Raw genomic sequence first — 12,057 nt, 5'->3', positions numbered from 1 at the left:
GGAATTGGGCGTTCTGAGGCACCCTCAGAACCCGGCCGGGCGGCGGGCGGCACGTCGAAGGGCCCGGCCCCCGAGGAGGAGCCGAGCCCTTCGACGTACGAACACGTATGGCCAACCGGCCTGGTTTATAAGGGAGTTGCGGCGGGCGCCGAACCCGACCCCCACCCCGAGCCCTCGGCCGTCACTTGCCGCGGGTGGGGGTCCCGGCGGACCCGTCAGACGCCGGCCATCGCCCTGCCGCGCCGGTAGAGCAGGCCTCCGCCGAGCATGAGCGCGGCGGCCCCGCCGGCTGCCGCGAGAAGCCCCGGCTCGGCCCCGGTGTCGGCGAGATGCGCTGCGGCCGGGGGAGCGAAGACCCGGGGTGCGGTGGACACCACGGTGTGGGTGTGTCGCACGGGCGGGGTGTGGTGGGCGGGGGGTGTGTGCCGCGCGGGCGGAGCCTCGTGGACCGGGGGCACGTGGCGCATGGGCGGCACATGGTGGACCGGGGGCACGTGGCGCACGGGCGGAGCCTCGTGGACCGGCGGCGCGTGATGCACGGGCGGGCAGTGGCGCCCCGGCGGGGCGTGGTGGGCGGGCGGGGCCTCGTGGACGGGGGGCGCTTGGTGGACCGGCGGCGCTTCGTGCACGGGGGGTGCGTGGTGCGCGGGCGGTGCGTGGTGGGCCGGAGGCGCGTGATGCACGGGCGGGGCCTCGTGGACCGGCGGCGCGTGGTGCGCGGGGGGCGCGTGGTGGACCGGCGGCACATGGTGCAGAGGCGGTGCGTGATGGATTGGCGGTGCATGGTGGACCGGCGGTGCGTGGTGCAGAGGCGGTGCGTGATGCGCCGGCGGGGCCTGATGCGGCTGGGGCTCGTGCGGGGCCTCGCCCGAACCGTTCCGGCAGCTGTTGCCCATCGCCGGGTTGAGCAGGCCCACGACGTCCACCGTGTTTCCGCACAACTGCACCGGCAGGTGGAGCGGCGCCGCCAGCGAGTTGCCCGCCAGGGCGCCCGGGGAGCCGCTCGTCACGGACCGCGCCTGACTTGCGGCGGCCCGGTGGTGCTCCGGCCCGGGCGCCTCCGTGCGCTCCTCGCGGTGGGGCTCGGGCAGGTGCGCCTTCGCGAACGCCTTATCGAACACCTTCTTGAACGAGTGCTCGTACGACGCCCGGTACGCGTCCTCGGAGCCGTAACCACCCGCGTCCTCGCCCGCGTGGTCGGCCCGCTCCTCGGCTCCCGGCGAGGCCGTCGTGCAGTGGTTGCCGAAGGTCGGGTTGAGCGCTCCGGCCGGGTTCGCGGTGTTCCCGCACGCCTGGACCGGGACATCGGCCGGCGCCGAGATCGAGTTCCCCGACAGCAGGCCCGGCGAGCCCATGGTCTCGGCATCGGTGCCGGCGGCCTGGGCGTAGCTTCCGCTCATGGAAAGAACGCTCGTGGCTGCCACGGCAGTGAACAGGGTCTTGCTGATGACCTGACGCAATGGGCTGTCTTCCGTGTCGCGGGGAAAAGGTGGGGGAAACCGACTTTGGGGCGTGCGGTGGGCACGCCCCAAAATCAGAGTGGAGAGTCCTGGCGCTACATCACTTGTTGATGCAGTCGTTGCCGAACGCCGGGTTCAGCAGCGCAATGACGTTGACGGTGTTGCCGCACAGGTTGACCGGCACGTGGACCGGGACCTGAACCAGGTTGCCCGACAGAACACCCGGGCTGCCGACGGCGGCACCGTCCGCAGCGGCGTCGGCGAACGCCGGAGCGGCGGCACCACCTGCGGCGATGGCCAGACCGGCGATAGCCGTCGCGGCCTTCATGTAGTTCACGTGGTTTTCCTTCCCTCAGTCAAGAAGTCGCGCAACCAGTCGTTGCTCACGGCGCGTTGCCAGAGCTTTCGCCCAAGGAGCCGCTGACGACTGGGTAACGATCGATAGCGCTAAAGGAAACCGAAGGGGAAGAGCGCTCCCGAGTTCCTCACCCAAATGGCAGGACGGCGCGCCTTCCGGTCTTCGGTGCTTTACCGGAAAGGTATTTGGCGCACAAAATAACTCGGGCCGTCGCGGTCCGGAGAGGACCGCGACGGCCCGAACGGCTACGCGCGAGCGTCAGTTGTTGCCCCTGCCGTTGCCGGAGAGGACCGGGATCTCGTCCAGGATGTGCGAGAGCGGCTCGTCGCCCTTGGCCTGCGTCGAGTTCTCCGTGCACTGCTGGTTCTGGGGCGCGGAGAGGACGGGGACGTCCTGGAGTACGGAGACCGGCACGAAGCCGACGATCGAGGCGAAGTTGGCCTTGACCGGAACACCGAGGCAGGGCTTGTTCAGCGAGCCCTGGACCAGCGACAGCTGGGGGCTCATGTCGCCGTCGGTCTTCGAGTTGCCGAAGGCCTGCTTCGCGTCGTTCCCACTGACCGTGGTGGTGCCGCCGTGGTCGCCGACGGCCATGGCGGGGGCGGCCAGCATCGCGGAGGCACCGATGAGCGAAACGGTGGCAGCGGACGCGGCCATAACCTTCTTGAGCATGGACTTCCCTTTTCTTGATGGAGAGCACGTGCAGTACCGCGCTCATATCTACTGCGCCGTACTACTTCGGGGTCAACTTCGCCGTACTGGTTTGGTTCCGGCGCGTCACCCGAACGATTCTCAAGAAGCCCGAAGGATACCGAACAAAACCGCCGGGAGAGCGCGGTTCCTTATGCCGTATCGGATCTCCATATAATCCCAACCCGTAAAGGTAGCACGGCTCCGTCGATCTCATTTTCGTACGGCTGAAAGGGTGAAGGGCAGAAACCAAACCGTAGGGGTCCAGTTGGGCAGGTGGCTCTGTACGGGGCATCCACCAGAAAGGGACCACCGTGATCAAGAAGGTTGTGGCCGCGTCCGCTGCCACCGTTTCGCTTGTCGGCGCGTCCGCCATGCTGGCCGCCCCGGCCATGGCCGTCGGAGACCACGGCGGCACCACCACGGTCGGCGGCAACGAAGCGGTGCAGGCGTACGGGAACTCCTCCACGTACGGCAACATGAGCCCGCAGATCGGCCTGATCCAGGGCTCGTTCAACAAGCCTTGCATCGCCCTGCCCGCCAAGGCCAACCTCGCCTCGATCGTCGGCGTCGTGCCGGTCTCCGTACTCCAGGACGTCCCCGTCCTCTCCGCTCCGCAGAACCAGCAGTGCACGGAGAACTCGACGCAGGCCAAGGGCGACGAGCCGCTCTCGCACATCCTGGACCAGATCCCGGTCCTCTCCGGCAACAGCAAGGGCTGAGCGGCACTGAGCCCGGGTTTCACCAGGACAGCCGGACCACTGCCAATCCCTTCGGTGGTCCGGCATCGTGCTTTCCACGGCCGGAGCACCCGTGAATTCCGGGAGGTCCGGTCTTTCCGTGTCCGGCACCGGGCGAGCAATGCGGGAAGGCCGTGCTCAAGAAGGCCAGCAGAACCCGTTGACGAGCTGATTCCATTCCCAGTCGGGGCGACCCGGAACCGTACGCCCTTCGGCGACCCAGGAACGCACCAGAGCCGCGTACATGGGTTCGGCCGCCGCCTCGCTCTCGAATTGACGACGGGTGATCGGGATGAAAGTCTGCCGGCGCCAGGCATCCTGCGTCTCAGTCATGATTCCTCACCCTCGGTCGTGGTGACTGCGTATTACCACGGCCGACCGGATTCGAATTCCACAATGCTCTGTTTGGGGGACAGAGCACAACCGAAAGAGATTCTTACCGTTTCTCTTCACGGATCCCCGTCAGTGGAATCAGACCCACAGGAGCAGACATGCAGAAGGTGTGGTCGGCCGCAGTCGTCGCCGCAGCCGTGTCCGGTGTCGCGATGATGGCCGCGCCGCAGGCCATGGCCGTCGGCGACCACAACGGCACGAAGACGCTCAGCGGCAACGGTGCTCAGCAGGCCTTCGGCAACTCGAAGACCGACGGTGACATGGCTCCCCAGATGACCCTGGTTCAGGGCTCCCTCAACAAGCTCTGTGCCGGTGCTCCGGTCAAGGTCAACGCCGCGTCCGTCGTCGGCGTCGTGCCGGTCTCCGTACTCCAGGACGTGCCGATCCTCTCCGCTCCGCAGAACCAGCAGTGCACGGAGAACTCGACGCAGGTCAAGGGCGACGAGCCGCTCTCGCACATCCTGGACGAGATCCCGATCCTCTCCGGCAACGGCAAGGGCTGAACAGCCTGGTCGACGGCCGGGCCCGGGTCATCCGGGCCCGGCCGTTCCGTGTGCCAGGGCCCGCCGCCTCAGCGCAGCGCCTCGTCGAGGAGCACCGCCCACTGGGCCACGACCCCCTCCCTGCGGGCCGCGTCGTCGGTGAGCAGGTTGGCCAGGCCCAGGCCCCGGGCCATGTCGAGGAAGCCCTGCACCGTCTCCCGTACGCCCGGTACGGACTCGTCCGCGGCGAGCAGTTCCACCGCGATGCGGTGCGACTCGCGGCCCACCTTGGCCTCCAGCTCGGTGACCCGGGCGTGCAGCTGGGGCTCGTTGGCCGCGGCGACCCACAGGTGCAACGCGGCCCGGAACAGCGGGCCCGTGTAGAGGCCGACCAGCGCGGCCACGACCTCCCGCCGGTCCGTGCGGTCCAGGGCCCGCAACGCGGAGGACCGCTGCTCGGCCACGTACTCGACGGCCGCCGTGAACAGGTCCTCGCGGGTCGGGAAGTGGTGCTGGGCGGCGCCCCGCGAGACCCCGGCGCGCTCGGCGACCACCGACACGGTCGAGCCCGCCCAGCCGTGCTCGGCCAGGCACGCCACGGCGGCCTCCAGGAGGCGCTGACGGGTGGCCCGGCTGCGGTCCTGCTTCGGGGTCTTCGGTGGCATCGTCTTCGGTGGGGTCACAACACCCATGCGGGGTCCCGTCGTTCGAGGAAGGCCGTCACTCCCTCCCGCGCCTCGGCGGAGGCGAAGAGGGACGCCGAGCGGGCGGTCAGTTCCTTGGACCAGCGGTCGAAGGTCTCCGACACGGTAGCCGTGACCAGAGCCTTCGACGCGGCCAGGCCCTGCGGCGAGGACCGGCGCAGCCCGTCGAGGACCGGTGCGAGGGCCTCGTCGACGTCGTCGGCGGCGAGCGTGACGAGCCCGGTGCGGGCCGCCTCCGCCGCGTCGAACCGCTCGCCCGTCAGGTAGTAGCGGCTCGCCGCGCGCGGGTCCATGCGGGGCAGCACCGGCATGGAGATCACGGCCGGCGCTAGGCCGAGCCGCGCCTCGGTGAAGGCGTACGAGGATCCGGGCCCCGCGACCGTGATGTCGCACGCCGCCAGCAGCCCGAGGCCGCCCGCGCGGACGTGGCCGGTGACCCGCGCCACGACCGGTTTGGGAAGTTCCACGACCGTACGCATCAGGCCCACGAAGGCCGCCGGGTCCGGCGGGGCCTTCAAGTCGGCGCCCGCGCAGAACGTGCCGCCGGTGTGGGTGAGCAGCACGGCCCGTACGTCCGCGTCCTCGGCGCACCGTGCGAGCGCCTCGCCGAGCTCGGCCACCAGGGCCGCCGACAGCGCGTTGCGGTTGGCGGGCGAGTCGAGGGCGAGGGTGGTGATGCCCCGGTCGTGGGCGGCCTGGAGGTACGTCACGTCTGGTCCTTTTCTCGTTGGCGCAGCTCGCGTCGCAGGATCTTGCCGGACGCGGCGCGGGGCACGCTCTCGACGAACTCCACGCGGCGGATCTTCTTGTACGGGGCGACGCGTTCGGCGACGTACGCCATCAGCTCGTCCGCGCCGAGGTCCGGCGCTCCCGGCTGGCGTACGACGAAGGCCTTGGGCACCTCGTTGCCGTCGGCGTCGTACACGCCGATGACGGCGGCGTCCGCGATCGCGGGGTGGGTGAGCAGGAGGGCTTCCAGGTCGGCGGGGGCGACTTGGAAGCCCTTGTACTTGATGAGTTCCTTGACCCGGTCGACGACGTACAGCCAGCCGTTGTCGTCGACGCGGCCGACGTCGCCGGTGTGCAGCCAGCCGTCCGCGTCGATCATGTCGGCGGTGGCTTCGGGGCGGCCGAGGTAGCCCTTCATGACCTGCGGGCCGCGGATCGCGACCTCGCCCTCCTCGCCGGGTTCGGCGTCATGCGCCGGGTCGTCCAGGCGCAGGATGCGCATCTCGGTGGACGGCAGCAGCTTGCCGACCGCGCCCGGACCGGGGTCGCCCCCGCTCGAAAGCGATGGAGAGTTCGGGGAACGGGCCGCGGTGGCCAGCGGGACCATGTGGCTGCCGGGCGACAGCTCGGTCATGCCGTACGCCTGACGCACCGGCGGCAGCTTGAGCCGGGCCGAACAGGCCGTCGCCAGGCGGGAGTCGAGCGGGGCGGCCGCGCTGACGATGTACTCCAGGGAGGAGAGGTCGTACTGGGCGACCGCGGGGTGTTTCGCCAGCGCGAGCACGATGGGCGGGGCCACGTACAGGCTGGTGATGCGGTGTTTCTCGATCGCGCCGAGGAACTGGTCGAGGTCGAAACGCGGCAGCACGACGACGGTCGCGCCGGACCGCAGGGGCGCGTTCATGAGGGCGGTCATGCCGTAGATGTGGAAGAAGGGCAGCACGGCGAGGATGCGCTCGCCCGGCACCAGCGGGACCAGCGGGTGCAGTTGGGCCAGGTTGGTGGCGATGTTGCGGTGGGTGAGCATGACGCCTTTGGGGACGCCTGTGGTGCCGGACGAGTACGGCAGTACGGCGATGTCCTCGGCGGGGTCGATGGCGACGGCGGGCTCGGGGGCGTCGTCGCCCATCAGGAGGTCGTGGACGATCGAGCGGTGGCCCTCGGCCCGGTCGCAGACGAGGATCTCCTCGATGCCGCCCGCGAGTTCGGCGGCCCGGCGGGCGGTCTCCAGGAGCGGGGACACGGTGACGATCCAGCGCGCGGAGGAGTCCGCGAGCTGCTTGGCGAACTCCTCGGCGGTGCTCAGCGGATGCACCGTGGTGACGGCCGCCCCGGCCCGGCACGCCCCGTAGAACACCACGGGGTAGAGGATCGAATTGGGGCTGTGCAGGGCGACCACGTCCCCCTTACGCAGGCCGGACGCGGCCAGTGATGCCGCCAACTTGCGGTGCCAGACGTCGAGTTGACCATAGGTGATCGTGGTGGTTCCGCTGGGGTCGGCGCCGTCGATGAGGGCGACGGCGTCCGGGTGGGTCGTGGTGGATCGGGCGAGAACCGCCTCGTGGATGGGCTCGTCGACGAGGGGCACGTCGGCGTATTCGCTGCGGAAGATACGGGGGGAGTCCATGCGGGGCCTCCTGGTACGTCAGAGCAGAAGTACGTGCGGATGGGGGCGCGGGGCTGTGACATTGTGCGGCTCCGCCGCGTGGGCGCGACCGGCCCCCACCGGGCCTGCGTTGGACACCCACGCACCTCAGCGGAGCACCTAGTACGACTTGGGCAGCCCCAGCGACTGGTGGGACACGTAGTTGAGGATCATCTCGCGGCTGACCGGCGCGATCCGGGCCACCCTCGCCGCCGTGATCAGCGAAGCGAGCCCGTACTCGCGGGTCAGGCCGTTGCCGCCAAGGGTGTGGACGGCCTGGTCGACGGCCTTGACGCAGGCCTCGGCGGCCGCGTACTTGGCCATGTTGGCGGCCTCACCCGCCCCGATGTCGTCGCCCGCGTCGTACAGCGCGGCGGCCTTCTGCATCATCAGGCGGGCCAGTTCGAGCTCGATGTGGGCCTGGGCGAGGGGGTGGGCGATGGCTTGGTGGCCGCCGATGGGGAGCTTCCACACCTGCCGGGTCCCCGCGTAGTCGACGGCTTTCGCGAGCGCGTAGCGGCCCATGCCGATCGCGAACGCGGCCGTCATGATCCGCTCGGGGTTGAGCCCGGCGAACAGCTGGAGCAGGCCGGCGTCCTCGTCGCCGACGAGGGATTCGGCGGGCAGCCGTACGTCGTCGAGGACCAGCTCGAACTGCTTCTCCGCGGCCTGGAGTTCCATGTCGATCTGTGAGCGCTGGAAGCCGGGGGTGTCGCGCGGGACGATGAACAGGCAGGGCTTGAGGCTGCCTGTGCGGGCGTCTTCGGTGCGGCCGACGATGAGCGTGGCATCGGCTATGTCCACACCCGAGATGAACACCTTGCGGCCCGTGAGGACCCAGCCGTCGCCGTCGTGCCGGGCGGTGGTGGTGATGCGGTGCGAGTTGGATCCGGCGTCGGGCTCGGTGATGCCGAAGGCCATGGTGAGCGACCCGTCGGCGAGGCCCGGCAGCCACTGCCGCTGCTGGGCGTCCGTACCGAAGCGGGCGATGACGGTGCCGCAGATGGCGGGCGAGACCACCATCATCAGGAGCGGGCAGCCGGCCGACCCCAACTCCTCAAGGACGATGGACAGTTCGGCCATGCCGCCGCCTCCGCCGCCGTACTGCTCGGGCAGGTTCACGCCGAGGTAGCCGAGCTTGGCGGCCTCCGACCACAGGGCCGCGCGGTCGAACCCGCGTCCGTGCCGGGCCCCCAGTGCGGCGACGGCGGCGCGCAGATCCTTGTTCTCCTGGCTCTCGATGACTCCGGTCATGCTGGTTCGGCCTCCTGAGCGATCACGGAACGACTGGGGGACGCGTTACGGGGTGACTACGGCGAGCAGGGCGCCGACCTCGACCTGGCGGCCGGGGACGGCGTGGAGCGCGGTGAGCGTGCCGGCGGCGGGAGCGCTGATGCGGTGCTCCATCTTCATGGCCTCCAGCCAGAGCAGCGGCTGTCCGGCGGCGACACGACAGCCCTCCTCGACGCCGTCGGCGACCCGCACGACGACACCCGGCATGGGGGCGAGCAGCGAGCCGGGCGCGACGAGGTCGCTGGGGTCGGTGAAGCGGGGGTGGGCGGTGAGGGCGTGCGAGCCGGACGCCGTGTCGACGTAGACGGCGTCACCGCCGTACCGCGCGACGGCGAACTCGCGTACCACGCCGTCGATTTCGAGCCTGACACGATCGGGCTCGGCGGCGTCGAGGCGCACCTCGGGGCAGCCGTCGGCTTCGAGGCCGCGGCGGGTGAGCCGGTAGCGGACCTCGTGCTCGCCGTACCGCTTGACCTGCTGCTGCGACGGTACGTTGCGCCAGCCGCCGCCGAACCGGCCGGCGCGGGAGGCCGCGTCCGCCAGGGCTGCGGCGAGCGCGGCGAGGTGGGCGCCGGGGGTGGGGGTGGTGAGTTCGGGGAGGTTGCGGTCGTAGAAGCCGGTGTCGATGCGGAAGCAGGCTCCGGTCGGCCCGTCGGCGAACTCGGGGTGGCGCAGGGAGCGTACGAGCAGGTCACGGTTGGTGGCCGGGCCGTGGATGCGGGCGCGTTCGAGGGCGCGGGCCAGCTTGCGGGCGGCTTCGGCGCGGGTGGGGGCGTGGGCGACGGCCTTGGCGAGCATGGGGTCGTAGTGGACGCCGATGGCGTCGCCGGCGGCGTAGCCCGTGTCCAACCGGACGCCGTCGATGGCCAGTTGATGGATGGTTCCGGTCGAGGAGAGGGAGGTCGTCCTCGGTGACGTCGGCGAGGTCAAGGGGTGGCAGACCCATGAGTTCCTTGGCACGGGTCTTGGAGGCCATGGCCTCGATGGCGTGGCCCCGAGGGGCGGGCGGCGTCGGCGGGAGGGCTTCGCCTTCGGCGATGCGGACCTGGAGGGCGACCAGGTCGACGCCGAACACGGCCTCGGTGACGGGGTGTTCGACCTGGAGGCGGGTGTTCATCTCCAAGAAGTGGGCCTTGGAGTCGGCGACCAGGAACTCGACGGTGCCGGCGCCCCGGTAGTCGGTGGCCTTCGCGGCGCGTACGGCGAGGGTGTGGAGCTCGTCGGTCAGCTCGGGGCTCAGGCCGGGCGCGGGGGCTTCCTCGATGACCTTCTGGTGGCGGCGCTGGAGGGAGCAGTCGCGGGTGCCGAGCACCCAGACGGTGCCGTGGGCGTCGGCGAGGACCTGGACCTCGACGTGGCGTCCGCCCTCGATGTAGGGCTCGACGAAGACGGTGCCGTCACCGAAGGCGGCGAGGGCCTCGGTTCGGGCCGACATCAACTGATGATTGATGTCTGTCAGTTGACGAACGATCCTCATTCCGCGTCCGCCGCCACCCGCCGAGGCCTTGATGAGGAGAGGGAGGTCGTGAGGAGAGGGAGGTCGTCCTCGGTGACGTCGGCGAGGTCAAGGGGTGGCAGACCCATGAGTTCCTTGGCACGGGTCTTGGAGGCCATGGCCTCGATGGCCTCGGGGGGCGGGCCGATCCAGGTGAGCCCGGCGCCGGTGACGGACCGCGCGAAGTCGGCGTTCTCGGAGAGGAAGCCGTAGCCGGGGTGCACGGCGTCGGCGCCGGCGGCGAGGGCGGCCTTCACGATGAGGTCGCCGCGCAGGTACGTCTCGGCGGGCGTGACCCCCGGCAGCCGTACGGAGCTGTCCGCCTCTCGTACGTGCAGGGCGCCCGCGTCGGCGTCCGAGAACACCGCGACCGTGGAAATGCCCAGGTCACGGCAGGTGCGGAAGACCCGGCAGGCGATCTCGCCCCGGTTGGCGACAAGTACGGACTCGATCATGGCCCTCACATCCGGAAGATGCCGAAGCCGCCGCGGGCGCCTTCGACGGGAGCGGTGTGGATCGCCGACAGGCAGATTCCGAGGACGGTGCGGGTGTCGCGGGGGTCGATGACCCCGTCGTCGTACAGCCGCCCGGACAGGAACATCGGCAGCGACTCGGCTTCGATCTGCTGCTCCACCATGGCGCGCAGCGCGGCGTCCGCGTCGTCGTCGTACGGCTGCCCCTTGGCCTCGGCGGAGGCCCGGGCCACGATCGACAGGACGCCGGCCAGCTGCTGCGGCCCCATGACGGCGGACTTGGCGCTCGGCCAGGCGAACAGGAAGCGGGGGTCGTAGGCGCGGCCGCACATGCCGTAGTGCCCGGCTCCGTAGGAAGCCCCCAGCAGCACTGACAGATGAGGAACTCTGGAATTCGACACCGCATTGATCATCATCGCGCCGTGCTTGATGATGCCGCCCTGCTCGTACTCCTTGCCGACCATGTAACCGGTGGTGTTGTGGAGGAAGAGGAGGGGGATGTCGCGCTGGTTGGCGAGCTGGATGAACTGGGCGGCCTTCTGCGACTCGGCGGAGAAGAGGACGCCCTGGGCGTTGGCGAGGATGCCGATGGGGTAGCCGTGCAGCTCGGCCCAGCCGGTGACCAGGCTGGGCCCGTAGAGCGCCTTGAACTCGTCGAAGTCCGAGCCGTCCACGATCCGGGCGATGACCTCGCGCGGGTCGAAGGGGGTCTTGAGGTCCTCGGGCACGATGCCGAGCAGCTCGTCCTCGTCGTACTCGGGCGGCTCTACGATCTTGGTCGGATCCGGCTGCGCCTTGCGGTGGTTGAGGCGGGCGACGATGCGGCGGGCCTGGCGTATCGCGTCCTGCTCGTCGACGGCGAAGTGATCGGCGAGCCCGGAGGTACGGGCGTGCATCTCGGCCCCGCCGAGCGACTCGTCGTCGCTCTCCTCGCCGGTGGCCATTTTCACCAGGGGCGGCCCCCCGAGAAATACTTTGCTCCGTTCCCTGATCATCACCGTGTGGTCCGACATGCCGGGGACGTACGCGCCGCCGGCGGTCGAGTTCCCGAAGACGACGGCGATGGTGGGGATGCCGGCCGCGGACAGCCGCGTGATGTCACGGAAGATCGCCCCGCCCGGGATGAAGATCTCCTTCTGGGAGGGGAGATCGGCGCCGCCGGACTCGACGAGGCTGATGCAGGGCAGCCGGTTGGTGTACGCGATCTCGTTGGCGCGCAGGGCCTTCTTGAGCGTCCAGGGGTTGGACGCGCCGCCGCGCACGGTGGGGTCGTTGGCGGTGATCAGGCACTCGACGCCCTCGACGGTGCCGATGCCGGTGACCATCGAGGCGCCGACGGGGTAGTCGCTGCCCCACGCCGCGAGCGGCGACAGTTCCAGGAACGGGGTGTCGGGGTCGAGCAGCAACTCGACGCGCTCGCGGGCCAGTAGCTTTCCGCGCCTTCGGTGCCGGTCGGTGTATTTGGCCCCGCCACCGGCGAGGGCCTTCTCGTGCTCGGCGCTCAACGCGTCGAGCTTGACCCGCATGGCTGCGGCTGCCTGGCGGTGTTCGGGGGTGGTGGGGTTGAGGGTGGTGGGGTTGAGGGTGGTGGGGAG

At 70.3% G+C, this 12,057-nt stretch carries 11 protein-coding genes and 1 pseudogene; 2 read left to right on the top strand and 10 right to left on the bottom strand.

Annotation, left to right across the window (positions count from 1 at the left end):
- Positions 1-215: 215 nt before the first annotated feature.
- The 3 genes from ADK54_RS48585 to ADK54_RS26325 form a co-directional block, all read right to left on the bottom strand.
- Positions 216-1,400, bottom strand: a complete 1,185-nt coding sequence (locus ADK54_RS48585) for a chaplin (protein WP_159047905.1) — start codon at positions 1,398-1,400, stop codon at positions 216-218.
- 160 nt (positions 1,401-1,560) lie between these two features.
- Positions 1,561-1,788, bottom strand: a complete 228-nt coding sequence (locus ADK54_RS26330; RefSeq protein WP_053728257.1) for a chaplin — start codon at positions 1,786-1,788, stop codon at positions 1,561-1,563.
- Positions 1,789-2,076: 288 nt separating this feature from the next.
- A complete protein-coding gene (locus tag ADK54_RS26325; protein ID WP_053728201.1) occupies positions 2,077-2,490 on the bottom strand; it encodes a rodlin in 414 nt (137 codons plus the stop codon).
- Between the two features lie 332 nt (positions 2,491-2,822).
- Between ADK54_RS26325 and ADK54_RS26320 the strand changes: the two genes are divergently transcribed.
- Positions 2,823-3,230, top strand: coding sequence for a rodlin (locus ADK54_RS26320; RefSeq protein ID WP_053728200.1), 408 nt, complete (start codon positions 2,823-2,825; stop codon positions 3,228-3,230).
- A 156-nt stretch (positions 3,231-3,386) separates the two neighbouring features.
- Here the strand turns inward: ADK54_RS26320 and ADK54_RS46235 are convergent, their stop codons facing one another.
- On the bottom strand, positions 3,387-3,581 hold the full coding sequence (locus ADK54_RS46235) for a hypothetical protein (RefSeq protein ID WP_159047904.1): 195 nt from the start codon (positions 3,579-3,581) through the stop codon (positions 3,387-3,389).
- A gap of 158 nt (positions 3,582-3,739) precedes the next feature.
- Between ADK54_RS46235 and ADK54_RS26315 the strand changes: the two genes are divergently transcribed.
- Positions 3,740-4,144, top strand: a complete 405-nt coding sequence (locus tag ADK54_RS26315; RefSeq protein WP_053728199.1) for a rodlin — start codon at positions 3,740-3,742, stop codon at positions 4,142-4,144.
- Between the two features lie 68 nt (positions 4,145-4,212).
- Here the strand turns inward: ADK54_RS26315 and ADK54_RS26310 are convergent, their stop codons facing one another.
- From ADK54_RS26310 to ADK54_RS26285, 6 genes and pseudogenes are all read right to left on the bottom strand, one after another.
- Entirely contained in the window at positions 4,213-4,815 is a 603-nt protein-coding gene (locus tag ADK54_RS26310) for a TetR/AcrR family transcriptional regulator (protein WP_053728198.1), read from the bottom strand.
- Entirely contained in the window at positions 4,803-5,537 is a 735-nt protein-coding gene (locus tag ADK54_RS26305) for an enoyl-CoA hydratase family protein (RefSeq protein ID WP_053728197.1), read from the bottom strand. Before ADK54_RS26305 ends, ADK54_RS26310 begins: the two co-directional genes overlap by 13 nt.
- The gene (locus ADK54_RS26300) at positions 5,534-7,183 is read right to left on the bottom strand and encodes a 4-coumarate--CoA ligase family protein (protein ID WP_053728196.1); all 1,650 of its coding nucleotides are present in this window, start codon (positions 7,181-7,183) and stop codon (positions 5,534-5,536) included. Before ADK54_RS26300 ends, ADK54_RS26305 begins: the two co-directional genes overlap by 4 nt.
- 138 nt (positions 7,184-7,321) lie before the next feature.
- The gene (locus ADK54_RS26295; protein ID WP_053728195.1) at positions 7,322-8,455 is read right to left on the bottom strand and encodes an acyl-CoA dehydrogenase family protein; all 1,134 of its coding nucleotides are present in this window, start codon (positions 8,453-8,455) and stop codon (positions 7,322-7,324) included.
- 45 nt (positions 8,456-8,500) lie between these two features.
- Positions 8,501-10,444, bottom strand: a pseudogene (locus ADK54_RS47700) (biotin carboxylase N-terminal domain-containing protein).
- A gap of 5 nt (positions 10,445-10,449) precedes the next feature.
- On the bottom strand, positions 10,450-12,057 hold a 1,608-nt coding region (locus ADK54_RS26285; protein ID WP_063802056.1), incomplete at its 5' end, for an acyl-CoA carboxylase subunit beta.

The organism is Streptomyces sp. WM6378 (genome assembly GCF_001279695.1).
Lineage (GTDB): Bacteria > Actinomycetota > Actinomycetes > Streptomycetales > Streptomycetaceae > Streptomyces.
This window is presented reverse-complemented; position numbering and strand designations above follow the sequence as displayed.